Here is a 26,576-nt window from a genome sequence, read left to right as displayed (position 1 = left end):
CTAACCAGAGTGGATATTTCATGGTCAGAAATTCCCCACGATGAAATCCTTGAAGCGCCCGAACGCGGTCTTCATCGACCCGCTCTTTTGCGCCACCTTGAAGCCACGCAGCCGCGCCAGCCGGGCCTCTTCGAGCAAGCCCATGACGGTGGCGGCACGCGGCTGGGCCACCATGTCCGACAGGGCGCTGGAATACTTGGGGATGCCGCGGCGCACGGGCTTCAGGAAAATATCTTCACCCAGTTCGATCATTCCGGGCATCACCGAACTGCCGCCCGTGAGCACGATGCCAGAGGACAGCACTTCTTCGTAACCCGACTCACGCACCACCTGCTGCACCAGCGAGAAGATCTCCTCGACACGCGGCTCGATCACGCCGGCCAGCGCCTGCTTGGACAACATGCGCGGGCTGCGGTCGCCCAGGCCAGGCACTTCCACCTGCGCCTCGGGGTCGGCCAGCAACTGCTTGGCGTAGCCGCTTTCGACCTTGATGTCCTCGGCGTCCTTCGTGGGCGTGCGCAGCGCCATGGCGATGTCGCTGGTGATCAGGTCGCCGGCGATCGGGATCACGGCGGTGTGGCGGATGGCGCCACCGGTGAAAATGGCCACGTCGGTGGTGCCGGCGCCGATGTCCACCAGCACCACGCCGAGTTCGCGCTCGTCGTCGGTCAGCACGGCCTGGCTGCTGGCCAGCGGGTTGAGCATGAGCTGCTCGACTTCCAGGCCGCAGCGGCGCACGCACTTGATGATGTTCTCGGCGGCACTTTGGGCGCCGGTCACGATATGGATCTTGGCCTCCAGGCGGATGCCGCTCATGCCGATGGGCTCTTTCACATCCTGACCATCGATCACGAATTCCTGCGGCTCCACCAGCAAGAGGCGCTGGTCGCTGCTGATGTTGATGGCCTTGGCCGTCTCGACCACGCGGGCCACGTCGGCAGCGGTGACTTCCTTGTCCTTCACGGCCACCATGCCGCTGGAGTTGAGCCCCCGGATATGGCTGCCCGTGATGCCGGTATAGACGCGCTGGATCTTGCAGTCGGCCATCAGCTCGGCCTCTTTCAGCGCCTGCTGGATGCTCTGCACCGTGGCATCGATGTTCACCACCACGCCGCGCTTGAGGCCATTGCTCGGCGCCACGCCCAGGCCGGCCAGCTTGAGTTCGCCATTGGGCAGCACCTCGGCCACCACGGCCATGACCTTGGCCGTGCCGATGTCCAGCCCCACCACCACGTCTTTGTATTCTCTTGCCATATCAGTGTCTACCCTTCGTTGTCCTGTCCAGTCGCGGCCGCTCCCCGCGGCTATTTCTTCTTTGCGGCCGCTTCCGCGGTCACGGTCGTCACCCCGCGCAGGCGCAGCGCGTAGCCCCCGGCATGGCGCAGGTCGGCCGACTCCAGCGCGTCGGCGCGGCGCCGGTATTGCGCCGCCACCTGCGTCAGCGTGCGGGTGAAGCGCTGCGTGCGCTCCACCACCTCCTGCGGCGTGCCGCCCCCCAGCTCCAGCACGGCGTTGCTGTCGAGCGTGGCGCGCCAGCCACCGCGCCCCGTCAGCTCCAGCGCCTCCACCGCCATGCCCAGCGGCTCGAACACCGGCTGCAGCAGGCCATGCATCCGCAGCACTTCGGCCGAACTGCCCTGGGGGCCCATCAGACGGGGCAAGCCTTCTTGCTCCACATCGCCCACGTTGGCCTCGAACACCTCGCCCTCGCGGTTGACCAGTGCCGCGCCCGTGTCGGGCCCCCAGTAGGCGGCGGCATCGTGTTCCTGCAGCACCACCCGCAGGCCGCGCGGGAATTCGCGCCGCACCAGGGCCTTGCGCACCCAGGGCGCCTGCTCGAAGGCGGCGCGCGCCGCGCGCAGGTCGATGGTGAAAAAGTTGCCCACCAGCTGCGGCGCTACGTTGGCCCGCAAGGTCACGGCGTTGTTGTGCACCAGCTCCCCCTGGACCACGATGCGCGCCACCGAAAAACCGGGGTAGCGCAACACCCAGCGCGTCCCCGCTGCCAGCAGCAGCAGGACGCAGCACAGGAACAGGACCGATGCGGTCAGGTTCATGAGCTTGACGTCCAGCGGTGCGGGCAGCGACTGGTTCATGGCGCGGTGGTCTCCTGCGGTTGGCCTTGCGCGGGGCTGAGCGTGGCGCCCGGCGGCGTGTCCAGCGTGGCCGTGGCGAGCACGCCCACACACAGGTTTTCGTAACTGATGCCCAGGGCGCGGGCCGACATGGGCACCAGCGAATGCCCGGTCATGCCCGGCGAGGTGTTGATTTCCAGCAAAAAGGGCTTGCGGTCACTGGCGCGGATCATGATGTCGGCCCGCGCCCAGCCACGGCAGCCCAGCGAACGGAAGGCCTGCACCACCAGGCGCTGGATCTCGCGCTCCTCGGCTTCGGGCAGGCCGCTCGGGCAGTGGTATTGCGTGTCGTCGGTGAAATACTTGTTCTGGTAGTCGTAGTTGCCCTGGGGCGCGACGATGCGGATCACCGGCAGGGCATAGGCACCGGCGCCTTCGCCCAGCACCGGACAGGTGGTTTCGTCGCCCTCGATGAATTGCTCGCACAGCACCTCGGGGTCGTAGCGCGACGCCAGCGCATAGGCCTGCGCGCACGCCTCGGGCGTGGAGACCTTGGTCAGCCCGAGGGTCGAGCCCTCGCGCGCCGGCTTGACGATCATGGGCGTGCCCAGCGCCTGCAGGGCCTGCGCGGTTTCCTCGGTGCTGGCCACGAGACGCCAGTCGGGCGTGGGCAGCCCTTCGGCGCGCCAGATGCGCTTGGTCATGATCTTGTCCATCGACATGCTGGACGCCATCACGCCAGGGCCGGTGTACGGAATGCCCAGCAATTCCAGCGCACCCTGCACCGTGCCGTCTTCGCCATGGCGCCCGTGCAGGGCAATGAAGCAACGGTCATAGCCGCCGCGCTGGAGTTCGCCCAGATCGCTGTGCGCGGGGTCGAACGCGTGGGCATCCACGCCGCGCGAGCGCAGTGCCTGCAGCACGCCGCGGCCGGACATCAGCGACACATCGCGCTCGGCCGACGCGCCGCCCATCAGCACCGCCACCTTGCCCAGTGCACGCGCATCAATATTGGAACCAAATGTATTCATTACGCTTTCCCTGCCTGCGACAGTAGCTCATTATTTTGTAGCATTTCAACGATTTTTCCGGGCACGGCACCGATGGTCCCCGCGCCCATGCACATCACCACGTCGCCGTCTTTGGCGTTGTCGGCAATGACCTGGGGCATGTCGGTCACGCTGTCGACAAAAAGTGGCTCCACCCGGCCCGCCACACGCAGCGCGCGCGCCAGCGAGCGGCCATCGGCGGCCACCACGGGGGCTTCACCAGCGGCGTACACCTCGGTGAGCAGCACGGCGTCGGCCGAACCGATGACCTTGACGAAATCCTCGAAGCAGTCGCGCGTGCGGCTGTAGCGGTGCGGCTGGAAGGCCAGCACCAGGCGCCGCCCGGGGAAGGCACCGCGCGCCGCCGCCAGCGTGGCGGCCATCTCGACGGGGTGGTGGCCGTAGTCGTCGATCACGGTGAACTGGCCACCGCCCTTGGCGGGCAGGTCGCCATAGCGCTGAAAGCGCCGCCCCACGCCCTTGAAGCCGGCCAGCGCGCGCTGCACGGCGTCGTCGGGGATGTTCAGCTCCACGGCCACCGCAATGGCCGACAGGGCGTTGAGCACGTTGTGCTCGCCCGCCAGGTTGAGCACCACTTCCATGTCGGGCAGCGTGACGCCGTTGCGCCGCTGCACCGTGAAGCGCATCTGGCCGGCATCGGCCCGCACGTTGATGGCGCGCACCTGGGCATCCTCGGAGAAGCCGTAGCTGGTGACAGGGCAGGTCACGCTGGGCAGGATGTCGCGCACCGCCGGGCTGTCCACGCACAGAATGGCGGTGCCATAGAAAGGCATGCGGTGCAGGAAATCGATGAACGCCTTCTTGAGCCGGCCGAAATCGTGCCCGTAGGTCTCCATGTGGTCGGCGTCGATATTGGTCACCACCGCCATCACGGGCAGCAGGTTGAGGAAGGACGCATCGGACTCGTCGGCCTCCACCACGATGTAGTCGCCGCTGCCCAGCTTGGCATTGGCGCCCGCGCTGTTCAGGCGCCCGCCGATCACGAAGGTGGGATCGAGCCCCGCCTCGGCCAGCACGCTGGTCACCAGGCTGGTGGTAGTGGTCTTGCCGTGCGTGCCGGCAATGGCGATGCCCTGCTTGAGGCGCATGAGTTCGGCCAGCATGAGCGCGCGGGGCACCACGGGAATCTTCTTCTCGCGCGCAGCCAGCACCTCGGGGTTGTCGGCCGTGACGGCGGTGGAGGTGACCACGGCGTCCGCGCCTTCGATGTGGGCCGCCGCATGGCCCAGGCAGGTCTGGATGCCCAGCGCTTGCAAACGGCGCAGTGTGGCGCTGTCGGCCAGGTCAGAGCCCGAGATGCGGTAGCCCAGGTTGAACAGCACCTCGGCGATGCCGCTCATGCCGGCGCCGCCCAGGCCGACGAAATGGATGTGGCGAATCGCGTGTTTCATGATCTGGCGAGCTCCTCGCAGGCTGTCACCACTTCGCGCGTGGCGTTGATTTTTTGCATTTTTTGGGCCTTGAGCGCCACATCCGCAAGCATGGATCGCTCCAATTTCAATAGCATTTCAGACAACCCCTGGGGCGTCAGGTCGCGCTGCTGCACCAGCCAGCCGCCACCCGCGTTCACGAGGAACTGCGCATTGGTGGTCTGGTGGTCGTCTACGGCCGACGGGAAGGGCACGAAGATGGACGCTGCCCCCACGGCAGCGATCTCGGTGACCGTGCTGGCACCCGCGCGGCAGACGATGATGTCGGCCGCCGCAAACGCGCTGGCGGTGTCGTCGATGAAAGGCGTCAGTTCCGCCTCCACCCCCGCCGCGGCGTAGTTGGCACGCAGCGCATCGATCTGCGTCGCCCCGCTCTGGTGGAGCACGGCGGGGCGTTGTGCAGCAGGCATGAGCGCAATGGCCTGCGGCACGATTTCGTTGAGCGCGCGCGCGCCCAAGCTACCGCCCACCACCAGCAGGCGCAGAGGGCCGGTGCGGCCCGCAAAACGTTCCGCCGGGCCCGGCTGTTGCGTGAAGGCGGTGCGCAGGGGGTTGCCCACCCACTGGCCCTTCCTGAAGACGTTGGGGAATGCGGTGAACACCCGGTCGGCCACACCGGCCAGCACCTTGTTGGCCATGCCAGCCACCGAGTTCTGCTCGTGCAGCACCAGCGGCTTGCCCGCCAGCACCCCCATCATGCCACCCGGGAAGGTGATGTAGCCGCCCAGGCCCACCACCACGTCGGGCTTCACACGCCGCACCACCTGCAGGGCTTGCCAGAAGGCACGCAGCAGGCGCAACGGCAGCAAGGCCAGCGTGACCAGACCCTTGCCGCGCACGCCCGAGAAATCGATGAGTTCCAGCGCAAAACCATGGGTTGGCACGATGCGCGACTCCATGCTGCCCGGTGCGCCCAGCCAGTGCACGCGCCAGCCGCGTGCACGCAATTCTTCGGCCACGGCGAGGCCCGGGAAGATGTGGCCGCCGGTGCCGCCGGCCATGATGAGCGCGGTTTTCTGACTCATACGCGGCCTCCCCTCATGAGGAGCTTGTTCTCATAATCCACCCTCAGCACCACTGCCAATGCCACCAGATTCATCAGGATCGCCGAGCCGCCAAAGCTCATCAGCGGCAGCGTGAGCCCCTTGGTGGGTAGCGCGCCCAGGTTCACCCCCATGTTGATGAAGGCCTGAAAGCCGATCCAGATGGCCACGCCCTGTGCCACCAGGCCGGCGAACACGCGATCGAGCGCGATGGCCTGGCGGCCGATGTGCATGATGCGGCGCGTCATCCAGACAAACAGCAGGATCAGCGTGAGCACGCCCACCAGGCCGAATTCCTCGCCGATCACGGCCAGCAGGAAGTCGGTATGGGCTTCAGGCAGCCAGTGCAGCTTTTCCACACTGCCACCCAGCCCCACGCCGAAGATTTCGCCGCGCCCGATGGCAATGAGCGAGTGCGAGAGCTGGTAGCCCTTGCCCAGTGCATGCTGCTCGCTGAAAGGATCGAGGTAGGCAAACACGCGTTCGCGGCGCCAGGGCGAGGTGGCGATCATGAGGCCGAAGGCCGCCACCAGCACGCCCGCGATCAGGAAGAACATGCGGGCATTGACGCCGCCCAGGAACAGGATGCCCATGGCGATCACGGCCACCACCATGAAGGCCCCCATGTCCGGCTCGGCCAGCAGCAGCACGCCCACGATGGCCACTGCCGCGCCCATGGGCAGCACCGCGCGAAAGAAGCGCTCCTTCACCTCCATCTTGCGCACCATGTAGTCGGACGCATACACCAGCACGGCAAACTTGGCCAGTTCCGAGGGCTGGAAGTTCATGATGCCCAGGGACAGCCAGCGCCGCGCGCCATTGACCACCGTGCCTACATGCGGAATCAGCACCGCGACCAGCAGCACGATGGACACCACGAACAGCCAGGGCGCCACGCGCTCCCAGGTGGCCATGGACACCTGGAACGCCAGCAACGCCACCACGAAGCCGACGATCAGGGCGAACACATGGCGCGTCAGAAAATGGGTGGCGGCAATCTTGCCGAAACGGGGGTTGTCCGGCATGGCGATGGACGCCGAGTACACCATCACCAGCCCCCAGGCCAGCAGCGCCACCACCACCCACAGCAGGGCCTGGTCAAAACCCAGCACCGTGGCGGGCGTGCTGTGGCGCTGGCGGTAGTCGGTGCCGCCCACGCGCACCGGCAGCACATCGGCGGCCTTGCCCGACAGCCCTTTCAGCCAGGCCGTGACGCGCGACCAGGTACCGGTGGCGGCGGTCATGGCATGCCCCCCAGTTCCTGCCCGGCGTCGTGTGCCATGTCGCGCACCGCGTCGCAGAACACCTGGGCGCGGTGGGCGTAGTCGCGGAACATGTCAAAGCTGGCACAGGCGGGCGACATCAGCACCGCATCGCCCGCGTGGGCGCGCTGCGCGGCCAGCTGCACGGCCTGCGGCAGGGTCTGCGCATCGACCAGTGGCACACCCGCACCTTCCAGGGCCGCGTGGATCAGCGGTGCATCGCGCCCCATCAGCACCACGGCGCGCGCATACCGCGCCACCGGCGCTGCCAGCGGCGAAAAATCCTGCCCCTTGCCCTCGCCCCCCAGGATGACCACAAGGCGCCGGTCGGCGCCCAGCCCGGCCAGGGCCGCCACCGTAGCCCCCACATTCGTGCCCTTGCTGTCGTCGAAATACTCCACGCCCGACACCATGCCGATGGGCTCCACGCGGTGCGGCTCGCCGCGGTATTCGCGCAGGCCATACAGCATGGGCGACAGCGCGCAGCCGGCCTCGCAGGCCAGCGCCAGGGCGGCCAGGGCGTTGATGGCGTTGTGGCGCCCCCGGATGCGCAGCGCATCGGCCGGCATCAGGCGCTGGATGTGCAGCTCTGGTTCTTCGCTGCGCCCGCGCTTGCGGGTTTCTTCCGATTCGTGGGCACGCACCAGCCAGGCCATGCCACCGACCATCTCGATGCCGAAATCGCCCGGGCGCCTGGGCATGTCGCCGCCAAAGGTGGTGTGCGCACGCTGCTGCGGCTTTTGCAGCTTCACGCGCACCGGCTCCGGCAGCATGGCCATCACGGCAGCGTCTTCGCGGTTGAGCACCATCACGCCGTGCTGCCCGAAGATGCGGGCCTTGGCGCCGGCATAGGCCCGCATGTCGCCATGCCAGTCCAGGTGATCCTGCGTGATGTTGAGCACCGCAGCAGCCGTGGGTTCGAAACCCGCCACGCCGTCGAGCTGGAAGCTCGACAGCTCCAGCACCCACACCTGGGGCAGCGTGCCCGCGTCGATGCGGGCCGCCAGCGTGTCGAGCAGCGTCGGGCCGATATTGCCCGCCACGGCCACCGTCTTGCCTGCGCGCTCGACCAGCTGGCCCGTGAGCGAGGTGACCGTGGTCTTGCCGTTGGTGCCGGTGATGGCCAGTACCGCCGGCGCATAGCCGTGCGCGGTGCGCAGCGTGTCCAGCGCCATGGAGTAGAGGCTCAGTTCGCCGCCAGTGCTGATGCCCATTGCGTGGGCAGCTGCCAATACAGCCGCAATCGATGCAGGACTCAGGCCCGGCGAACGGTACACCGCGTGCAGGCCCTGCCCCTCGACCAGATGGGCACCGAACTCGCCCGCCACGAAACGCACCTGCGGCAGCTCCTGCTGCAATGCGGCGAGCTGGGGCGGGGCTTGCCGCGTATCGGCCACGGTGACCTGCGCGCCGCAGCGCACGCACCAGCGCGCCATCGCCAGGCCCGAAGCACCCAGGCCGAGGATGAGGATGTTCCGGCCCTGCAGCGGCACCATGCCTTCGCCGGGCCGCCCCAGCGGCTCGGCGGGTTCGTCGGCGGACACCTTTTCGGTGGCATCCACGGCCTGCGGGACCGGGGCGGACACTGCCTCGGACGCGGTCACGTCCGCAAAAATCTGCGCCACAAAATCGGCAGCCGCCTGGGCGGCAGAGACCGCAGGCGGCGCTTCGGGGTCCCATGCGGGCGCGGCCGCACGCTTGCCCGCGGCCGGCAGGCCTGGGCCAGCCTCCACCTCGGGCGGCGTGACCACCGGTGACTCGGCGGCTGCGGGGATGAGGGGATCGTCCGGGTTCATCGCAGTTTCAGCGTGGACAGGCCGACGAGGCACAGCAGCATGGTGATGATCCAGAAGCGCACGACCACCTGCGTTTCCTTCCAGCCGCTCTTTTCGAAATGGTGGTGCAGCGGCGCCATCTTCAGCAGGCGCCGGCCTTCACCGTAGCGGCGCTTGGTGTACTTGAACCAGGTCACCTGCAGCATCACCGACAGCGCCTCGACCACGAAGATGCCGCCCATGATGGCCAGCACGATCTCCTGGCGCACGATGACGGCGATGGTGCCCAGTGCCGCGCCCAGGGCCAGCGCGCCCACATCGCCCATGAACACCTGGGCCGGGTGCGCGTTGAACCACAGGAAGGCCAGGCCCGCGCCCGCCATGGCCGCGCAGAAGATCAGCAGTTCGCCCGAGCCGGGAATGTGCGGAAAGAACAGGTATTTGGAATACACCGAGCTGCCCGTGACGTAGGCAAACACCCCCAGCGCCGAACCCACCATCACCACCGGCATGATGGCCAGGCCATCAAGCCCGTCGGTCAGATTGACGGCGTTGCTGGAGCCCACGATCACGAGGTAGGTCAGGATAACGAAACCCAGCACACCGAGCGGGTAGCTGATTTCCTTGAAGAACGGCAGTTGCAGGCCGGCCTTGGGGGGCAGATCGAGCGAGAAACCCGACTGCACCCAGCTGATGAACAGCTCCAGCACCCGGGCGTTGGAACTCTCGGAGATGCTGAACACCAGGTACAGCGCGGCCACCAGGCCGATCACCGATTGCCAGAAATATTTCTCGCGCGAGCGCATGCCCTCGGGGTCCTTGTTGACCACCTTGCGCCAGTCGTCCACCCAGCCGATGGCGCCAAAGCCCAGCGTGACCAGCAGCACGATCCAGACGAAGCGGTTCGACAGGTCGAACCACAGCAGCGTCGAGATCGCGATCGACAGCAGGATGAGCACGCCGCCCATGGTGGGCGTGCCGCTCTTGGACAGGTGCGACTGCATCGCATAACCCCGGATCGGCTGGCCGATCTTGAGCGAGGCGAGCACGCGGATCACGCGCGGCCCCGCCACCAGACCGATGAGCAGCGCCGTCAGGGCCGCCATCACCGCACGGAACGTGAGGTACTGGAACACCCGGAAGAAGCCGAACTCGGGCGACAGGCCCTGCAGCCATTGCGACAGCATCAGCAGCATGCTGCACCTCCCTGCGGTGGGCGGCGGACATCAATGGCTTGCATCTGGGCGTCCCTCCGGGTGAGCGGTTGGCTTTGCTTGTTGTTCTGCGGTGGCAACCATCGCCTCCACCACCTGTTCCATCTTCATGAACCGCGATCCCTTCACCAGCACGCTGCCCACCTGGGGCAGCATCTCCAGCACCGCCGCCTGCAGCGATGCCATGTTGTCAAAATGCCGCGCAGCCCCGAAGGCGCGGGCCGCGTTGGCCGACTGCGCACCCAGCGCATACAGGTGCGCAATGCCCGCAGCGTGCGCGTGTTCGCCGGCCTCGGCGTGGAACTGCGGACCCTGGTCGCCCACCTCGCCCATGTCGCCCATCACCAGCAGCTGCGGCGCGGGCAGCGCGGCCAGCACGTCGATGGCGGCGCGCATGGAATCGGGGTTGGCGTTGTAGGTGTCGTCCACCACGGTGATGCCACGGCCCGCCAGCAGCAGATTGAGCGCGCGCGAGCGCCCCTTGACGGGTGTGAAACCGCTCAGCCCGCGTGCTATCGCGTCCAGCGGAGCCCCTGCCGCCAGGGCACAGGCCGCCGCAGCCAGCGCGTTGGTGACGTTGTGCTGGCCGGCGATCTGCAGGGTGCATGACAGCGCGCCCGCGGGCGTGGCCATCTCCACCGCCCAGGCGCCCTGCTGCCAGCGGGCGTGCAGACATTGCACGTCACCGCCCTCGCCGAACGTGATGCAGCGGCGCGGCGCGGCCAGGCGGCTCCACAGTGCGGTGTAGGCATCGCCTGCGGGAAACACGGCCACGCCATTGGCCGGCAGCGCCGCGAAGACCGAACCGTTTTCCTCGGCCACGGCCTGCACGGTGTGCATGAATTCGAGGTGTTCGCGCTGGGCGTTGTTCACCAGCGCGACCGTGGGCTGCGCCATGGCCGCCAGGGTGACGATCTCGCCCGGATGGTTCATGCCCATCTCGATCACCGCGGCGGCATGGCCGGCGCGCAGGCGCAGCAGCATCAAGGGCACGCCGATATCGTTGTTGAAATTGCCCTGCGTGGCAAACGCGGCCTCGCCCTTCCAGCCGCGCAGGATGGATGCCACCATCTGCGTCACCGTCGTCTTGCCGTTGCTGCCCGTGATGCCGATCAGCGGCAGGCCGAACTGGGCGCGCCACCCGGCCGCCAGGGCACCCAGCGCCGCCAGGCTGTCGGGCACCTCGATGCCGGACAACCCTGCGGCTTGCAGCCCGCCATGGGCGATGGCGGCCATGGCGCCGCCTGCACGGGCATCGGCCAGGAAGGCATTGGCATCGAAGCGCTCGCCCTTGAGCGCCACGAACAAGTCGCCCGCCTGCAGGGTGCGGGTGTCCGTATGCACCCGTGCCAGCGGCGTTGCCCCATCGCCCACCAGGCGTGCCTGGGGAATGGCGGGGCGAATCCAGTCGAATGCCTGCTGCAGGTTCATCATGCCCATGCGCTGGCTCCCCGGGCGGCCAGCGCTGCCCGCGCCTGCGCCATGTCATCGAACGGCCGGCGCACGCCGGCGGTTTCCTGGTAATCCTCGTGGCCCTTGCCGGCAATCAGCACCACATCGGCCGCATCGGCCTCGCCGATGGCCAGCGCAATGGCGGCCGCCCGATCCGGTTCGGCGCGGACGGTTTCGCCGGCAATCGTGCCCTGCAGGATCTGGTGCAGGATGGCCACCGGCGCTTCGCTGCGCGGGTTGTCGCTGGTCACCACCACCCAGTCGGCATGCTGCTGGGCCACGGCGCCCATCAGCGGGCGCTTGCCGGCATCGCGGTCGCCGCCGCAGCCGAACACGCACCAGAGCTGGCCGCCACGCTCGGCCGCCAGCGGGCGCAGCGCCTGCAAGGCCTTGTCCAGCGCGTCGGGGGTGTGGGCGTAATCCACCGCCACCAGCGGCTGCCCCGGCGCCACCAGCCGCTGCATGCGGCCGGGCACGGGCTGCAGGCTGGTGCAGGCATGCACGGCATCCAGCAGCGGCACGCCCTGGCTGCGCAGCGTGGCCAGCACGCCGAGCAGGTTCAGCACGTTGTAGTGGCCGATCACGCGGGTCTGCAGCGGCAGCCGCTGCGCCCCCTCCACCACCGTGAAACGCAGGCCCTGGTCACCCAGGGCAATGTCCTGCGCCACCAGCCGTGCCGTGCCCTGGGCAGAAATGCTCCACAGGTCGAGCGCGCCACCCGCGAGTTCGGCGTGCAGTTGCACACCGGCGGGGTCGTCCACGTTGATGACGGCGGCCTGCAGGCCGGGCCAGTCGAACAGGGCCCGCTTGGCCAGCCAGTAGTCGGCCATGCTGCCGTGGTAATCGAGGTGGTCTTGTGTGAAATTGGTGAAGACGGCCACGCGGATCGGCGTGCCATCCAGGCGCGCCTCGGCCAGCCCGATGGAAGACGCCTCGATGGCGCAAGCGCCCAGCCCCTGGTCGGCATACCGGCGAAACGCGCGCTGCAGGCGCACGGGGTCGGGGGTGGTCATGCCCGTGGCTTCGAGCCCAGGCGGAACCCCCATGCCCAAAGTGCCAACCAGCGCACACCCGGCACGCACATGCGGCGCTTGATTCGATAGCGCATTCCAGGCATCCGCCAGCCACCAGGCGGTGCTGGTCTTGCCATTGGTGCCCGTCACGGCCAGCACCGCCAGCTGCTGCGCGGGGTGGCCAAACCACTGTGCGGCGATCGGCCCCGTGGCGGCCTTGAGGCCATGCAATGCGGCCATGTGGTCGCCCGTGAACCCAAACGCCTCCACGCCGGCCTGTTCCACGAGGCAGGCCGTGGCGCCCCGCACCATGGCATCGGCCACATGGGCACGCCCGTCGGTCGCGGCTCCGGGCCAGGCAATGAAGCCATCGCCCGGTACCACCAGGCGGCTGTCGGTCTGCAAGGTGCCGGTGACGCGCGCGCGCAGCCATTGCACGGCATCATGGGCAGAGGTCAGCACATGCATCACAGCGACTCCTCCACCCCGTTGGTGACGATCTGCGGCTTGACGGCCATGTCCGGCTGCACGCCCATCATGCGCAGGGTCTGCTGCACCACCTCGCTGAACACCGGCGCGGCCACGAGGCCGCCGTACACCTGGCCATTGCTGGGCTCGTCGATCATCACGGCCACGATGATGCGCGGCTTGTCGATGGGCGCCATGCCGGTGAACCAGGCGCGGTACTTGCCGGCGGCATAGTTTTTTCCGACCTGCTTGCGCGCCGTGCCCGACTTGCCACCCACCGAGTAGCCCACGGTCTGCGCTTTCTGCCCCGTGCCGCCGGGGCCTGCGGCCATCTGCAGCATCTTGCGCACCTGGTCGGCCGTGCGCTCGGAGAACACGGGCACGCCCACCGCCGCCGTGTCGGTCTTGAGCATGGTGGCAGGAATCACGCGGCCACCATTGGCAAACACGGTATACGAGCGCGCCATCTGGAACAGGCTGGCCGACAGACCGTAGCCGTAGGACATGGTGGCCTGCTCCACCGGGCGCCAGCTCTTGTAGGGACGCAAACGGCCGGTGACCGCGCCGGGAAAATGCAGCTGCGGCTTTTGTCCGAAGCCGGCCGCCGAAAAGGTTTCCCACATCTCGCGTGCAGGCATCTGCATGGCCAGCTTGGTCGTGCCAACGTTGCTGGATTTCTGGATCACACCTTCCACGGTGAGCACACCGTAGTTGTGCGTGTCCGAAATGGTGGAACCCGTAATGGTGATGCGCCCGGGGCTCGTGTCCACGATGGTCTCGGGGCGCACGCGACCTGATTCAAGCGCCAGCCCGATGGTGAAGGGTTTCATGGTCGAACCGGGCTCGAACACGTCGGTGAGCGCACGGTTGCGCAGCTGCTCGCCGGTGAGGTTCTGGCGTTTGTCGGGCACGTAGCTGGGGTAGTTGGCCAGCGCCAGCAGCTCGCCCGTGTGCGCATCGAGCACCACCACGCTGCCCGCCTTGGCCTTGTGCGCGGCGACCTGGTCACGCAGCTTCTGGTAGGCGAAGAACTGCACCTTGCTGTCGATGGACAGCTGCATGTCGCGGCCGTCCACCGGTGGCACGGTTTCGCCCACGCCTTCGACCACGCGGCCCAGGCGGTCCTTGATCACGCGGCGCGAGCCGGCACGCCCGGCCAGCTCGCTGTTGAAGGCCAGCTCCATGCCCTCCTGGCCCTTGTCTTCCACATTGGTGAAACCCACCACATGCGCGGCCGATTCGCCTTCGGGATACTGGCGCTTGTATTCCTTGCGCTGGTAGATGCCCTTGATGTCGAGGGCGGCGATCTGCTGGCCCAGCTCCCAGTCCAGCTGGCGCTTGATCCAGACGAAAGTCTTGTCTTCGTCGGCCAGCTTGGCATTCAGCTCCGACGCAGGCATGTCGAGCAGCCGTGCCAGCTGCTTGAGCTTGGCGCGCACCTCGGGCTTGTCCTGCTCCACATCTTCGGGGATGGCCCAGATGCTGGCCGCCGGCACGCTGGAGGCCAGGATGAGCCCGTTGCGATCGAGGATCTTGCCCCGGTTGGCGGGCAACTCCAGCGTGCGCGCAAAGCGCACCTCGCCCTGGCGCTGGAAGAAATCGTTGCCGAATACCTGCACATAGGCCGCGCGCGCGCCCAGCCCCACGAATCCCAGCGCAATCATCGCCACGATGAACTTGCTGCGCCACACGGGTGTCTTGCTGGCCAGCAGCGGGCTGGAGGTGTAGAGAACGCTGCGGCTCACGGCTGCACCCCCGAAGCGGTCGTCGCGGCACCGGCAGGGTCGGCCACATACTGGGTGATGGCCGGGGTGGCCGTGCGCATCTGCAACTGCGCCCGCGCGATTTTCTCCACCCGCAGGGGGGTGGCCTGCGCGCGTTTTTCCACCTGCAGGCGCTGGTGCTCGGTCTCCAGCCGGCGCGCCTCGGAGTTGGCCCGGTCCAGCTGCGTGAACAGGCGGCGCGACTCATACTGCGTGTGCACCAGATACAGGGCGCTGGCCATCACCGCCACCAGCAGGACGAGGCTGAGCCGGGTCATGCGGGCGCCTCCGTGCGCTCGGCCACGCGCATGATGGCGCTGCGCGAGCGGGGATTGGCCGCCACTTCGGCGGCGCTGGGCTTGATGCGGTCCAGCGCGACCAGCTTCATGACCTTGGGCGATGCAAACGGCGCACGGCGGTCGTACACCTCCTTGGAATGCTGCGCGATGAACTGCTTGACGATGCGATCTTCGAGCGAATGAAAGCTGATCACCACCAGCCGCCCACCTGGCTGGAGCACCGACAGGCTGGCTTCTAGCGCCTGCTGCAGCTCTTCAAGTTCAGCGTTGATGAAAATCCGTAAAGCCTGAAATGTGCGCGTTGCAGGGTTCTGGCCCGACTCGCGGGTTTTGACCGCACCAGCCACGAGATCGGCCAGTTCGGCGGTGGTTGCAAGAGGCCCCCGCTCCTCGCGCCGAGCAACAATCGCCTTTGCAATGGGGCCAGCAAACCGTTCTTCACCGTAGTCACGTATCACCTCCGCAATCTGTTGCACCTCGGCAGTGGCCAGCCACTGGGCCACACTGGTCCCCCGCGTGGTGTCCATGCGCATGTCCAGCGGGCCATCGAAACGGAAACTGAAACCCCGCTCGGGACTGTCGATCTGGGGCGAGCTCACCCCCAGGTCCATCAGCACGCCGGCCGCACTGCCCGGCGGCAAATCCGCCAGATGGCGAAAACCTTCATGCCGAATGGAAAAACGCGCATCAGTGATGCGCGTTGCCTCCTGGATGGCTTGCGGGTCCTTGTCGAACGCCACAAGACGCCCTTGCGGCCCCAGCCGCAGCAGGATGTGCCGCGAATGCCCCCCGCGACCAAAGGTGGCGTCGACCCAGGTGCCGGCAGGCTCGGGGCCCGCGCCACCCAGCAGCGCGTCCACCGCTTCATCGAGCAGGACCGTGGTGTGTTGCAAATCAGGGGTCACCACGGGCCTTAGAAAGAGAAATCCTTGAACACATCGGGCATTTCGCCCTGCATGGCCTGCGCTTCCTGCGCGTCGTAGGTGGCCTTGTCCCACAGTTCGAAATGGTTGCCCATGCCCAGCAGGATGGCGTCCTTGGCGATGCCGGCCGCCTCGCGCAGCTCGGGCGACACCAGCACCCGGCCGGTGGCATCCATTTCCACATCCATCGCATTGCCCAGGAAGATGCGCTTCCACCACTGGGCAGACATCGGCAGCTGGCCGATGCGCTCGCGGAACTTCTCCCATTCGGGACGGGGAAACACCATGAGGCAGCCGTGGGGGTGCTTGGTGATCGTGAGTTGGCCGGCCGCGGTCGCGCTCAGGACGTCACGATGCCGGGTCGGCACGGACAGCCGACCTTTCGCATCGAGACTCAGCGACGAGGCACCTTGAAACACGGAACGATTCCCCTAGCAGGACGATGAACCCTTGAACCCAGAACTGGCGTTTCAAGGCACTTTTCACCACTTAATTGCACTTTTTTGCACTGTAGCAGGAAAAACATTCCATGCAAGGGCGCCTGCAACAAACTTTTGCAATGGAATCAAGGACTTAGAAGCGTTTTCGAAGGATTCGAAACCCTAAAATCCGTTGCTCAGCAAGCACTTAGAACTGCCTATGCAAGTGATACCTGAAGGCAGGACGGGCACGCATTTGGTTTTGCCCCGCCAGCAAGAGCAGGGCGCGGCAACGCAGTTCTCGTTGGGAGCGCGAATCCGTCTCAGAGGATGTAGCGCGACAGGTCTTCGTCCTGGCTCAGGGTTTGCAGCCGCGTGTCGACATAGGCCGCGTCCACGGTGACCTTCTGGCCGGCCAGGCGCGCCGCGTCGAAGCTGACATCGTCCAGCAGCCGCTCCATCACGGTGGACAGGCGGCGCGCACCGATGTTTTCCGTGCGCTCGTTCACCTCGAAGGCAATGTGTGCCAGGCGCGTGATGCCCTCGGGCTGAAAGTCGAGCGCCACCCCTTCGGTGGCCAGCAGCGCCTGGTATTGCTTGACCAGCGAGGCGTGGGTTTGCGTGAGGATGGCTTCAAAGTCCTGCACCGACAGGGATTCCAGTTCCACCCGGATCGGAAAGCGCCCCTGCAGCTCGGGAATCAGGTCGCTGGGCTTGGACAGATGGAATGCGCCGGAGGCGATGAACAGGATGTGGTCCGTCTTGACCATGCCGTATTTGGTGGACACCGTGGTGCCTTCCACCAGCGGCAGCAGATCGCGCTGCACCCCCTGGCGCGACACATCGGCGCCGCTGGTTTCCTGGCGTGCCGCGACCTTGTCGATCTCGTCGATGAAGACGATGCCGTTCTGCTCGGCATTCTGGATGGCGCGGGCACGGATCTCTTCCTCATTCACCAGCTTGCCCGCCTCTTCTTCGGTGAGCAGCTTGAGCGCTTCGGCAATCCTGAGCTTGCGGGTGTGGCGCTTGCCCTGCCCCATCTGGCTGAACATGCCGCGCAGCTGCTCGGTCATTTCCTCCATGCCGGCCGGGCCCATGAGCTCCACCTGGGGGCGGCTCTCGGCCAGGTCGATCTCGATCTCCTTATCGTCCAGGCTGCCTTCGCGCAGCTTCTTGCGAAACACCTGGCGCGCCGTGCTGTCCGCCGCCGGTTCGGCGCCCGTCGCGGCACGGGCCGGCGGAATCAGCACATCCAGGATGCGCTCTTCGGCCGCGTCCTCGGCGCGGGCCCGCACCTTCTTCGTCTCAGACTCGCGCGTCTGCTTGACGGCCATCTCGGCCAGATCGCGGATGATGGCGTCCACATCCTTGCCCACATAGCCCACCTCGGTGAACTTGGTGGCCTCGACCTTGATGAAAGGCGCGTCGGCCAGGCGCGCCAGGCGCCGGGCGATCTCGGTCTTGCCCACGCCGGTGGGGCCGATCATGAGGATGTTCTTGGGCGTGATCTCGTGGCGCAGGCTGCCTTCGACCTGCTGGCGGCGCCAGCGGTTGCGCAGCGCAATGGCCACGGCGCGCTTGGCGCTGGCCTGGCCGACGATGTGGCGGTCGAGTTCAGAGACGATTTCCTGGGGGGTCATGGACGACATAGGGCTGATCCACTGTCAAAAATGGCTGCCGCGCTTATCCATCAAACGCAAACAGCTACAAACAAAATAGCAATCACACACCCGCCGTCACAGCGTCTCGATGGTGTGGTTCATGTTGGTGTAGATGCACAGTTCGCCGGCGATTTCCAGCGACCGCTTCACGATGTCCTGGGCCGACAGGTCGGTGTGGTTCAGCAATGCCTTGGCAGCCGAATGCGCATACGCACCGCCCGAGCCGATCGCCACGATGCCCTGCTCGGGCTCCAGCACATCGCCATTGCCCGTGATGATGAGCGAGGCACTCGCGTCGGCCACAGCCAGCATGGCCTCCAGGCGGCGCAGCACGCGGTCGGTGCGCCAGTCCTTGGTGAGCTCGATGGCGGCGCGGGTGAGGTGGCCCTGGTGCTTCTCCAGCTTGGCCTCGAAACGCTCGAACAGCGTGAAGGCATCTGCCGTGGCGCCGGCGAAACCCGCCAGCACCTTGCCGTGGTAGAGCTTGCGCACCTTGCGCGCCGTGCCCTTGACGACGATATTGCCCAGAGTCACCTGGCCGTCGCCGCCGATGGCGACCTGTACGCCCTGGGGTGTCTGGCGGCGCACGCTCAGGATGGTGGTGCCGTGAAAAACAGGGTTTTGACGAGATGAATCCATAGCCATCCCAGCTGGGGGCGACGCGGTATTTTGCAAGCCACCGCCCCGGCCACGATCGCCCCGTGCGCCGGTTCAGTTCTTGCGCGGGACGACCCAGGCGTGCTCGTTGACGCCAATCACATTGAAGAAAATCGCCACCAGGCGGTGCAGATTGTGGAACTGCACCACATGGCCGCGGGACTGCTGCTCGGCAGCCCAGTTGAGCACCGATCCGGCAGCGCCAAAATCGATGCGGATCAGGCGGTCGCAGGCAATGACCAGGGGTTCTCCGGGCCGCATCAGCGCCTGGAAAGGCTCCAGCTGTGGCGTGGCATCGCCGTCGATGTGGCCACTCAGCGTCGCCGCCGGAGTCGATTCGGGCGCCACAGGCACGGCGGCCTCGGGGGCCAGCAGATCGTGGCCGGCAGCCTCTGCGGCATGCGCCGCTGCGTTTTCGCTGTCCGCGTAGCTGCAGCGCGGTACCGTCCACGAAGGGGGCGACACCTCATAGGTCACGCAGTAATCCAGTGCGACCAGTTCGAACTCATCGGGGCTGGCCATGAGCCGCAGGGCCGCCATGCGCAGGCGCCACCACTCGGGGCTGCTGGACCGGTCGCCCGATTGGGTCTTGCTCTCCAGCAGCGCGTTGAGCGCAGACACGCCGGAGAACACGAACTGTCCTCTGCGCTCCGCCCACTGCGTGAACTGGTCGGCCAGCAGCGGCACGGCCGCGTCCTCGATGGCCACCAGCCGCCCCCAGGCCAGGGTCCAGGGCGAGGCGGCGCGCCCCAGCGCGGCCTGCAACGCGGCCACGGACGACACCGCCATGGTCGAAGGTGCCGTCCAGCTGAAATCGCGCCGTGCAGCCACCGGCGCTTCGGCGGGCGCCGCAGAAGATGCCAGCCCCAGCTGCTCGGGTATCGAGAACCACAGCGGCGCCGAGCGGTTGAAGCGCGCGGCAAAATCAATCGCCAGCGTGTCAAAACGGTCCTGCTGACCTGTCGCGCGGTACAGGTCAAACAGCGTCATCCAGATTTCCAGTTGCTGCTGCGGGTCGTCCTGCTGGTGTTGTGCGAGTACCTCCCGCAAACCTGACTCGGCGCCGGCATGGTCGCCATTGGCAAACCGGATGGCGGCTTCTTCTAGATCGGGTTCGTGCACGAATTCCTCCGGTTCGACGGCGTATTCAGGTTCGGCGGCGGGCGCCGCAGGGCTGAAGGACGCCGCAGGTGCATGGGCCCGCATGGAGGCATCCGTGCCGCCAGCGCCTGCAATGGCCATGCTGTCATCTGCAAACAAGGGCGCGACCGAGGGCTTGGCCTCCAGCGGTACCTGCAAAGTGCCCGGCCTGGTGGGCGCATACGCACGCGCGGCGGCGTTTTCATCCCCCTGGGGCTGCATATCCAAAGGCTGGGTGGGCGCATCTGCATGCTGCTTGCCCTTCCACCACTGCTGCGACATCTGCGCTTCGATTTCGTCGATTTTCTTGAGCGTGACCGCACGCTCGTCGGGCGAAGTCATGCTGCTCTGGAAGAAAGACGGACGACCCGCAGGGTCTTCGGCGCCATGGCCCTGCAGCACCTCGCGCTGGCGCAGTTTGCGCAGCTGATCGAACTCGCGGCGACGAACGAAGTCGTTGCGCCGCTTGCGCTCGATCATCTCCTTGAGCATCTGCTTGCTGTACTGGCTCTCCCGATCGGCCTGGATCGAGTCGAGCTCTGTCCAGTTGACCGTGGGGTTGCGCACAAACCGCACCACCTTGGACAGCAGACCGCCGAGTGTGGTGTCTTGCTTGCTCATAGGCAGTCAGGTCGGGTGCGCATAAAGAGTTCAGGCCCGCTCGCCTTCAGTCGCCAAACATCTTCTGCTTGAGTTCACGGCGTTGCTGCGCTTCCAGCGACAGCGTGGCGGTGGGACGGGCGATCAGGCGGCCCACCCCGATGGGTTCGCCGGTTTCATCGCAATAGCCGTAGTCACCCGAGTCGATGCGGGCAATGGATTGCTCGATTTTCTTGAGCAGCTTGCGTTCGCGATCACGGGTACGCAACTCCAGCGCATGCTCTTCCTCAATGGTGGCGCGGTCGGCAGGATCGGGCACCACCACGGTGTCTTCGCGCAGGTGCTCGGTGGTTTCACCGGCACTGTTGTGGATGTCCTGCTTGAGCTGGACAAGCTTGAGGCGGAAAAACGCCATCTGCTTGTCGTTCATGTACTCGCTGTCGGGCATCGCCATCACTTCGGCGTCGGTCAGCTCTTCGGCGCTCTTGTCTTTCCAGTTGTTCGCCAGTTTGGGGTCTTTCTTGGCAGCCGTGTAAACAGGGTGCGCTTGCGCGGTCGTGGGCATGGTGTGTAGATAACTGGCTTTGGCAGCGGTGGAAGCCACTGCCTGGGCCATGGATGGTACGGTCAATTGGGCCAGCCGGGAAGAAGGCCGGGTGCTGCGCACGGGTACTTGGCTGCCGGCCCGCAAGGCCTGCTCGGAGGCCTCTGCGACGGCAGGGCTGGCGGCTTTGGGGGCGACCTGGGCAGTAGCCTTTGCAGCAGCCTTGCTTGCCGCTGGGGCGGCGGCATTTTTTGCCGCGGTTGGGGCCGCTTTTGCGGCCGCCTTGGGTTTGCTGGTTTCGGCTTTCACTGACAGAACTCCTCGCGTAACGGGCTGGCCCGGGCTGCGCAGGCAGCCAAGGGCGGGTGGCAAGCCTTCCGGGGTTTTGCCGGGGCGCGATTGTATCGACCTGCGCGGACGCAAACGGGAACGTTGCAGATACAACACAAAAGGATGTGGGGCCATCCCTGCCCGTTCCGGTGCAAACCGTTCAAACGAGACTCTGCTCCAGCCCCTGCAGAAAGATGTCCTTGGGCAGGTCGATGCCGATGAAGACCATCTTGCTGGTGCGCGCCTCCCCTTCGGCCCACTGGGGGCCCAGGTCGCTGCCCATGAGCTGGTGCACGCCCTGGAAGATCACCTTGCGATCGGTGCCCTGCATGTTCAGCACGCCCTTGTAGCGCAGCATGCGCGGGCCATAGATGTTGACGATGGCACCCAGAAAATCCTCCAGCTTGGCCGGATCGAACGGGCGATCCGAACGGTAGACGAAGCTCTTGACATCGTCGTCATGGTGGTGATGGTGCCCATGGCCCTCGTGTCCGTGCTGGTGCGAAGGGTGGTTGCAGTGCTCGCCGTGCACATGGTCGTGGTGCCCATGCCCATGGCCGTGGTGGTCGTGCTCCTCCTCTTCCTTGAGGAAGTCGGGGTCGATATCCAGCTTGGCATTGAGGTTGAAGCCCCGCAGGTCCAGCACCTCCTTGAGCGGCACCTCGCCAAAGTGCACGGCCTTGATGGGCGCGCGCGGGTTCATGTGTTTCAAGCGATGGATCAGCGCCTCGGTGTCCTCGGCGCTCACGAGGTCGGTCTTGGACAGGAAGATCTGGTCCGCAAAGCCCACCTGGCGGCGTGCCTCCTGGCGGTCGTTGAGCTGCTGGGCCGCGTGCTTGGCATCGACCAGCGTGATGATGGAGTCGATCAGGTAGGTTTCGGCGATCTCCTCGTCCATGAAGAAGGTCTGCGCCACGGGGCCGGGGTCGGCCACGCCGGTGGTCTCGATCACGATGCGATCGAACTCCAGCAGATTCTTGCGCCGTTTGGCAGCCAGCAACTGCAGGGTTTCGCGCAGGTCTTCGCGGATGGTGCAGCAGATGCAGCCATTGCTCATCTGCACGATCTGCTCCTTGGAGTCGGTCACCAGGATGTCGTTGTCGATGTTCTCTTCGCCAAATTCGTTCTCGATCACGGCGATCTTCTGGCCATGGGCTTCGCTCAGCAGGCGCTTGAGCAGCGTGGTCTTTCCGGAACCCAGAAAACCGGTGAGGATGGTGACAGGAATGAGGGACATGGGGAGTAGCCTTGGGAGATGCAATGGGCCGTGCAGCCCGTTGGACGGAGCACCAGACCGCGAAGGGGTGAGTTTAGCGGGGCACAAAAGCCCGCGCCGGACGCGGCGCAACCGGGCCACCAGCGGAAAAGGCCGTCGTCTATGCCACCGGCTGCTCGTCCACCGCGCGCAGCATGCGCAGACCGTTGAACACCACGATCAGGCTGGCACCCATGTCGGCAAATACCGCCATCCACATCGAGGCGCCGTTGAACAGCGCCAGCCACAGAAATACCAGCTTGATGCCCAGCGCCAGCGCAATGTTCTGCCACAGCACGGCGCGCGTGCGGCGCGACAGCCGCATGAGCTCTGGAATGCGCCGCAGATCGTCGTTCATGATGACCACATCGGCCGCCTCCATGGCCGTGTCGGTGCCTGCCGCCCCCATGGCGATGCCGATGTCCGCGCGGGCCAGCGCGGGGGCATCGTTGATGCCGTCCCCCACCATGGCGGTGAGGCCGTGGCGCGCCTGCAGGGCTTCGATGGCCGCCAGCTTGTCTTGTGGCAGCAGGTTGCCCTGCACCTCCTCCACGCCCGCCTGGGCGGCGATGGTGCCAGCCGTCACCTGGTTGTCGCCTGTCAGCATCACCGGGGCCACGCCCATGGCACGCAGCGCGGCCAGCGCCTGGCGGGAGCTGTCCTTGATCGTGTCGGCCACCGCAAAAATGGCCAGCACGGCGGTATCGGTTGCCAACAGCGTCACGGTGCGGCCCTGGGCCTCGTGGGCGGCCAGCCGCGCCTCGATGTCGGCACAGCACAAGCCGCGCTCCTCGATCAGGCGATGGTTGCCCAGCACCAGTGCCTGCCCGGCAATGCGGGCCTGCACGCCGCGCCCGGGCAGGGCCGTCAAGGCCTCCAGCGCCGCGCCCGTTGGCGCACCCTGGACGGCATCCAGCCCCTGCGCAATGGCCCGCGACACCGGGTGGTCGGAATGCCCTGCCAGACTGGCCGCCCAGCGCAGCACCTGCGCCGGCACCACCGGGGCACGCCCCTCGGGCAGCGGCAGAACCTCGGTCGCCACCAGCCGGGGCCGGCCTTCGGTGATGGTGCCGGTCTTGTCGAGCGCTATCGCCTGGATCTGGTGGGCGGTCTCCAGATAGACCCCGCCCTTGATGAGAATGCCGCGCCGCGCAGCGGCGGCCAGCCCGCTCACCACCGTGACCGGCGTGGCAATGACCAGCGCGCAAGGGCAGGCAATCACGAGCAGCACCAGGGCCTTGTACAGCGCCTGCGTCCAGGGCACATCCATCAGCCAGGGCATGAGCAGCGCCACCGCCACGGCCAGCGCAAACACCACCGGCGTGTAGATGGCGGCAAACCGGTCCACCAGCTGCTGCGTGGGCGCGCGGCTGCCCTGGGCCTGCTCCACCGCATGGATGATGCGGGCCAACGTGGTATGGCTGGCCGTGGCCGTCACCCGCATTTCCAGGGTGCCGGTGTCGTTGATGGTGCCGGCAAACAGGGTGTCGCCCGCAGCCTTGTCCACGGGCAGGCTTTCGCCCGTCACCGAGGCCTGGTTGACCGCGCTGGTGCCCGCGATGACCACGCCATCGAGCGGTACGCGCGCGCCCGGCCGGATGCGCACCACCGCGTCCAGCGCCACAGCGGCCGCGGCGGCTGGCTGCCAGGCACCGTCGGGCTGGCACACCTCGGCCGTATCGGGCGCCAGGTCGAGCAGGCTTTTGATGGCGTTGCGGGCACGATCCACCGAACGTGCCTCGATCAGCTCCGCAATGGCATACAGCGCCATCACCATGGCGGCCTCGGGCCACTGGCCGATGACAAACGCGCCGCTCACGGCCACGGTCATCAGCGCATTGATGTTGAGCCGTCCGCGCCCCAGTGCAGCCAGGCCCTTGCGGTAGGTGGAAAAACCGGCCAGCCCGATGGCAGCAGCGGCCAGTGCCATGCCGGCCGCCTGCAACACCCGCGTGTCTGGCGCCAGAAAGGCCAGCAGATCGGCCGCAATGGCCAGTCCCAGCGCCCACCCCAAACGCCACAGCCCCTGCGCGCCCGGCAGATGGGCATATGCCTGCGCCACAGGCTGCGGATCAAACCCCGCCTGCCGGATGGCCGCCAGAATTTGCGGCATCGCCGCGGGCGCCGCATCAATGGCCAGCGTGCGGGCCGCCAGCTGGAAGCGCAGGCCGTGCAGGCCAGAAATGCCCGCCAGGGCGTGGCGGATCTCGCTTTCCTCGGCCGCACAGTCCATGCTGGCGATGCGGAAAACCGCCCCGTGGGCGGCCCCACGCGCGACGCCTTCGGCGCCCTGCACGGCGGTGGGCCCAAGGGCCGGCGCGCAGGAACAATGGCCGCAGGCATCCGCCGGGGCGGGAGAAGTGTGGGGGGGTGTGCTCATGCTGGCTTTCCTTGCTTGACCCTATTGGAAACCCTGATGCCACTTCAGAGTCAAGCACGCGCGCGGCGTACCATGGCCACACCACCCCACGAGCAGCACACCCCCATGAAAATCGGCGAGCTGGCCGCCCTGGCCCACACCCCGGTCGCAACCATCCGGTATTACGAACGCGAAGGCCTGTTGCCCGAGGCCGCCCGCAACGGGAGCAACTACCGCATCTACGACGAAGCCCAGGCCACGCGCCTGTCGTTCATACGGCACTGCCGGGGCCTGGACATGACGCTGGACGAAATCCGCACCCTGCTGCGCTTCAAAGACGCGCCCACGCGCAGCTGCGGCGATGTCAACGCCCTGCTGGACGCGCACATCGGCCACGTCGCGGCGCGCATCCGCGAACTGCGCCAGCTCGAAAAGCAGCTCAAGCAGCTGCGCAAGCAGTGCCACGAAGCCCAGGATGCCGCCCACTGCGGCATCCTCAATGGGCTGACCGACATCGCCAGCCGGCCGGGCCAGGTGCATGCGGGCCATGTGCACGGCACGCACGCCCAAACGACCACACCCAAGGCCAGGTCGGTGTCGAAAAAATCTGGTGGCTAGGAGCCTGTCGGACTTGGAGCGCCGATGCAGATTGCGCAACAAGCTATGAAAACAGAAGCATTCATGTACCGCAGCTTGCGCTCGTTGCCCCGGCGTGAACTGCGGATTCATGGCCCCCTGGGCCGTAGCGGCCTCAGCGGCTACTTGCGCCGCGCGCGCGGGTGCGCCGCGTCGTACACCTTGGCCAGGTGCTGGAAATCCAGCCGCGTATAGACCTGCGTGGTGGTGATGTTAGCGTGGCCCAGCAGCTCCTGCACGGCACGCAGGTCGCCGCTGCTTTGCAGCAGGTGGCTGGCGAACGAGTGGCGCAGCATGTGCGGGTGCACCGGCGTGGTCAGCCCCGCCTGCTGGCTGCGCTGGCGCAGGCGCAGCCAGACCGACTGGGCCGTGAGCCGCGCACCGCGCTGGCCCACGAACAGCGCCGCATCGAGCCGCGCAGAGCCATCTCCACCAAATGGCGCGGCGCGCAGCGCCAGCCAGGCCTGCAGCGCGGCCACGGCGGCAGCGCCCACGGGCACGCTGCGGCGCTTGCTGCCCTTGCCGAACACATGGGCCTCGCCAGCCTGCAGGTCGATCCAGCCACGGCCCTGGCGCTGCGTGTCGGGGCCGGGCACGGCATCCAGCCCCACCAGCTCGCCCACCCGCAGGCCGCAGCCATATAGCAGCTCGACCATGGCCGCATCCCGCGCTTCCAGCCAGGGGTCGGCGCCGGCATGGTCGAACTCGGCCAGGCGCACGGCGTCGTCCACGCCCAGCGCCTTGGGCAAGGGTTTGGGGGCCTTGGGTGCGCGCACGTCCTGCACGGGGTTGTGCCCTATCAGGCCCTGCCGCCCGGCCCAGGTGAAAAAACCGCGCCAGCCCGACAGGATGAGCGCAATGCCCCGCCCACTGCGCCCCGCACTGTGCATCTGCGCCACGAAACGGCGGATGTGGGCGCTGGTCAGTTGCAGCAGGGGCAACTGCACGCCCGCCGCCAGCTGCGCCAGTTTTTCCAGATCGAGGGTGTACAGCGTGAGCGTGCGCGCGGCCAGGCGTTTTTCGACCCGCACATGCTCCAGATACCGCAGCACATGGGGGTCGGCAGGCAACGGCACGCTCGACACGTCAGACATGGCGACTCAGAAAGATTGCAGTGGAGAGTCCACCGCCGTGAGAACCACGCGCAATGTCGGCAACTGGCGCGCCGCCATACCAGCGCCACCGCGG

Annotated in this window: 22 protein-coding genes; 1 reads left to right on the top strand and 21 read right to left on the bottom strand. The window is 66.9% G+C overall.

The features are described 5' to 3' along the window. Nucleotides 1–24: 24 nt before the first annotated feature. The 20 genes from ftsA to BLW02_RS06925 all read right to left on the bottom strand — a co-directional run bounded on the left by ftsA (nt 25) and on the right by BLW02_RS06925 (nt 24,773). Nucleotides 25–1,254: a cell division protein FtsA gene (gene ftsA / locus BLW02_RS07020; RefSeq protein WP_026436629.1), complete on the bottom strand. Its 1,230-nt coding sequence runs from the start codon at nt 1,252–1,254 to the stop codon at nt 25–27. A 50-nt stretch (nt 1,255–1,304) separates the two neighbouring features. Further along, nucleotides 1,305–2,096 (bottom strand): cell division protein FtsQ/DivIB, encoded by a 792-nt coding sequence (locus BLW02_RS07015; RefSeq protein ID WP_092697650.1) that lies wholly within the window; start codon nt 2,094–2,096, stop codon nt 1,305–1,307. Continuing rightward, entirely contained in the window at nt 2,093–3,106 is a 1,014-nt protein-coding gene (locus tag BLW02_RS07010; RefSeq protein WP_092697649.1) for a D-alanine--D-alanine ligase, read from the bottom strand. The genes BLW02_RS07015 and BLW02_RS07010 overlap by 4 nt, the downstream gene beginning before the upstream one ends. Continuing rightward, the gene (gene murC / locus BLW02_RS07005; protein ID WP_092697648.1) at nt 3,106–4,536 is read right to left on the bottom strand and encodes a UDP-N-acetylmuramate--L-alanine ligase; all 1,431 of its coding nucleotides are present in this window, start codon (nt 4,534–4,536) and stop codon (nt 3,106–3,108) included. Before murC ends, BLW02_RS07010 begins: the two co-directional genes overlap by 1 nt. Next, entirely contained in the window at nt 4,533–5,600 is a 1,068-nt protein-coding gene (gene murG / locus BLW02_RS07000) for an undecaprenyldiphospho-muramoylpentapeptide beta-N-acetylglucosaminyltransferase (protein WP_092697647.1), read from the bottom strand. The genes murC and murG overlap by 4 nt, the downstream gene beginning before the upstream one ends. Beyond that, nucleotides 5,597–6,862 carry a putative lipid II flippase FtsW gene (gene ftsW / locus BLW02_RS06995; RefSeq protein WP_092697646.1) on the bottom strand — a complete coding sequence of 422 codons (1,266 nt, stop codon included), beginning with the start codon at nt 6,860–6,862 and terminating at the stop codon, nt 5,597–5,599. Before ftsW ends, murG begins: the two co-directional genes overlap by 4 nt. Beyond that, nucleotides 6,859–8,376, bottom strand: a complete 1,518-nt coding sequence (murD, locus tag BLW02_RS06990; protein WP_425285651.1) for a UDP-N-acetylmuramoyl-L-alanine--D-glutamate ligase — start codon at nt 8,374–8,376, stop codon at nt 6,859–6,861. The genes ftsW and murD overlap by 4 nt, the downstream gene beginning before the upstream one ends. Before the next feature lie 296 nt (nt 8,377–8,672). Further along, complete coding sequence (mraY, locus tag BLW02_RS06985; protein WP_092697644.1) at nt 8,673–9,851, bottom strand: phospho-N-acetylmuramoyl-pentapeptide-transferase; 1,179 nt, start codon at nt 9,849–9,851, stop codon at nt 8,673–8,675. 30 nt (nt 9,852–9,881) lie between these two features. Then, nucleotides 9,882–11,309: a UDP-N-acetylmuramoyl-tripeptide--D-alanyl-D-alanine ligase gene (locus tag BLW02_RS06980; protein ID WP_092697643.1), complete on the bottom strand. Its 1,428-nt coding sequence runs from the start codon at nt 11,307–11,309 to the stop codon at nt 9,882–9,884. Next, nucleotides 11,300–12,802, bottom strand: a complete 1,503-nt coding sequence (locus BLW02_RS06975) for a UDP-N-acetylmuramoyl-L-alanyl-D-glutamate--2,6-diaminopimelate ligase (protein ID WP_092697642.1) — start codon at nt 12,800–12,802, stop codon at nt 11,300–11,302. The genes BLW02_RS06980 and BLW02_RS06975 overlap by 10 nt, the downstream gene beginning before the upstream one ends. After that, nucleotides 12,802–14,547: a peptidoglycan D,D-transpeptidase FtsI family protein gene (locus BLW02_RS06970; protein ID WP_092697641.1), complete on the bottom strand. Its 1,746-nt coding sequence runs from the start codon at nt 14,545–14,547 to the stop codon at nt 12,802–12,804. Before BLW02_RS06970 ends, BLW02_RS06975 begins: the two co-directional genes overlap by 1 nt. Continuing rightward, nucleotides 14,544–14,843, bottom strand: coding sequence for a cell division protein FtsL (ftsL, locus tag BLW02_RS06965; protein ID WP_092697640.1), 300 nt, complete (start codon nt 14,841–14,843; stop codon nt 14,544–14,546). The genes BLW02_RS06970 and ftsL overlap by 4 nt, the downstream gene beginning before the upstream one ends. Then, nucleotides 14,840–15,769: a 16S rRNA (cytosine(1402)-N(4))-methyltransferase RsmH gene (gene rsmH, locus BLW02_RS06960; protein ID WP_092697685.1), complete on the bottom strand. Its 930-nt coding sequence runs from the start codon at nt 15,767–15,769 to the stop codon at nt 14,840–14,842. The genes ftsL and rsmH overlap by 4 nt, the downstream gene beginning before the upstream one ends. Before the next feature lie 8 nt (nt 15,770–15,777). Next, nucleotides 15,778–16,206 (bottom strand): division/cell wall cluster transcriptional repressor MraZ, encoded by a 429-nt coding sequence (gene mraZ / locus BLW02_RS06955; RefSeq protein ID WP_026436642.1) that lies wholly within the window; start codon nt 16,204–16,206, stop codon nt 15,778–15,780. 323 nt (nt 16,207–16,529) lie between these two features. Then, nucleotides 16,530–17,855 (bottom strand): ATP-dependent protease ATPase subunit HslU, encoded by a 1,326-nt coding sequence (gene hslU, locus BLW02_RS06950; RefSeq protein WP_092697639.1) that lies wholly within the window; start codon nt 17,853–17,855, stop codon nt 16,530–16,532. Between the two features lie 87 nt (nt 17,856–17,942). Next, nucleotides 17,943–18,506, bottom strand: a complete 564-nt coding sequence (hslV, locus tag BLW02_RS06945; RefSeq protein WP_092697638.1) for an ATP-dependent protease subunit HslV — start codon at nt 18,504–18,506, stop codon at nt 17,943–17,945. Between the two features lie 72 nt (nt 18,507–18,578). After that, complete coding sequence (locus BLW02_RS06940) at nt 18,579–20,285, bottom strand: STAS domain-containing protein (RefSeq protein WP_092697637.1); 1,707 nt, start codon at nt 20,283–20,285, stop codon at nt 18,579–18,581. Between the two features lie 46 nt (nt 20,286–20,331). Continuing rightward, a complete protein-coding gene (dksA, locus tag BLW02_RS20405) occupies nt 20,332–20,829 on the bottom strand; it encodes an RNA polymerase-binding protein DksA (protein ID WP_425285650.1) in 498 nt (165 codons plus the stop codon). Nucleotides 20,830–21,298: 469 nt separating this feature from the next. Beyond that, a complete protein-coding gene (locus tag BLW02_RS06930; RefSeq protein WP_092697635.1) occupies nt 21,299–22,375 on the bottom strand; it encodes a CobW family GTP-binding protein in 1,077 nt (358 codons plus the stop codon). A gap of 139 nt (nt 22,376–22,514) precedes the next feature. Continuing rightward, entirely contained in the window at nt 22,515–24,773 is a 2,259-nt protein-coding gene (locus tag BLW02_RS06925) for a heavy metal translocating P-type ATPase (protein WP_092697634.1), read from the bottom strand. Nucleotides 24,774–24,878: 105 nt separating this feature from the next. Between BLW02_RS06925 and cadR the strand changes: the two genes are divergently transcribed. Next, nucleotides 24,879–25,370 (top strand): Cd(II)/Pb(II)-responsive transcriptional regulator, encoded by a 492-nt coding sequence (cadR, locus tag BLW02_RS06920; RefSeq protein WP_092697684.1) that lies wholly within the window; start codon nt 24,879–24,881, stop codon nt 25,368–25,370. A 140-nt stretch (nt 25,371–25,510) separates the two neighbouring features. On the opposite strand, the gene BLW02_RS06915 is transcribed toward cadR, so the two are convergent. Beyond that, the gene (locus tag BLW02_RS06915; protein WP_092697633.1) at nt 25,511–26,482 is read right to left on the bottom strand and encodes a tyrosine-type recombinase/integrase; all 972 of its coding nucleotides are present in this window, start codon (nt 26,480–26,482) and stop codon (nt 25,511–25,513) included. Nucleotides 26,483–26,576 lie beyond the last annotated feature (94 nt).

The organism is Acidovorax soli (assembly GCF_900107605.1).
Taxonomy (GTDB): domain Bacteria; phylum Pseudomonadota; class Gammaproteobacteria; order Burkholderiales; family Burkholderiaceae_C; genus Acidovorax; species Acidovorax soli.
Note: the sequence above shows the minus strand (reverse complement) of the source record. Positions and strands in the feature narration are given on the sequence as shown.

Coding starts and splice junctions, on each gene's coding strand:
- ftsA (WP_026436629.1), bottom strand. CDS start 1,254: ATGGCAAGAGAATACAAAGACGTGGTGGTGGGGCTGGACATCGGCACG.
- BLW02_RS07015 (WP_092697650.1), bottom strand. CDS start 2,096: ATGAACCAGTCGCTGCCCGCACCGCTGGACGTCAAGCTCATGAACCTG.
- BLW02_RS07010 (WP_092697649.1), bottom strand. CDS start 3,106: ATGAATACATTTGGTTCCAATATTGATGCGCGTGCACTGGGCAAGGTG.
- murC (WP_092697648.1), bottom strand. CDS start 4,536: ATGAAACACGCGATTCGCCACATCCATTTCGTCGGCCTGGGCGGCGCC.
- murG (WP_092697647.1), bottom strand. CDS start 5,600: ATGAGTCAGAAAACCGCGCTCATCATGGCCGGCGGCACCGGCGGCCAC.
- ftsW (WP_092697646.1), bottom strand. CDS start 6,862: ATGACCGCCGCCACCGGTACCTGGTCGCGCGTCACGGCCTGGCTGAAA.
- murD (WP_425285651.1), bottom strand. CDS start 8,376: ATGGTGCCGCTGCAGGGCCGGAACATCCTCATCCTCGGCCTGGGTGCT.
- mraY (WP_092697644.1), bottom strand. CDS start 9,851: ATGCTGCTGATGCTGTCGCAATGGCTGCAGGGCCTGTCGCCCGAGTTC.
- BLW02_RS06980 (WP_092697643.1), bottom strand. CDS start 11,309: ATGGGCATGATGAACCTGCAGCAGGCATTCGACTGGATTCGCCCCGCC.
- BLW02_RS06975 (WP_092697642.1), bottom strand. CDS start 12,802: ATGCATGTGCTGACCTCTGCCCATGATGCCGTGCAATGGCTGCGCGCG.
- ftsL (WP_092697640.1), bottom strand. CDS start 14,843: ATGACCCGGCTCAGCCTCGTCCTGCTGGTGGCGGTGATGGCCAGCGCC.
- hslU (WP_092697639.1), bottom strand. CDS start 17,855: ATGTCGTCCATGACCCCCCAGGAAATCGTCTCTGAACTCGACCGCCAC.
- hslV (WP_092697638.1), bottom strand. CDS start 18,506: ATGGATTCATCTCGTCAAAACCCTGTTTTTCACGGCACCACCATCCTG.
- BLW02_RS06940 (WP_092697637.1), bottom strand. CDS start 20,285: ATGAGCAAGCAAGACACCACACTCGGCGGTCTGCTGTCCAAGGTGGTG.
- dksA (WP_425285650.1), bottom strand. CDS start 20,829: ATGCCCACGACCGCGCAAGCGCACCCTGTTTACACGGCTGCCAAGAAA.
- BLW02_RS06930 (WP_092697635.1), bottom strand. CDS start 22,375: ATGTCCCTCATTCCTGTCACCATCCTCACCGGTTTTCTGGGTTCCGGA.
- BLW02_RS06925 (WP_092697634.1), bottom strand. CDS start 24,773: ATGAGCACACCCCCCCACACTTCTCCCGCCCCGGCGGATGCCTGCGGC.
- cadR (WP_092697684.1), top strand. CDS start 24,879: ATGAAAATCGGCGAGCTGGCCGCCCTGGCCCACACCCCGGTCGCAACC.
- BLW02_RS06915 (WP_092697633.1), bottom strand. CDS start 26,482: ATGTCTGACGTGTCGAGCGTGCCGTTGCCTGCCGACCCCCATGTGCTG.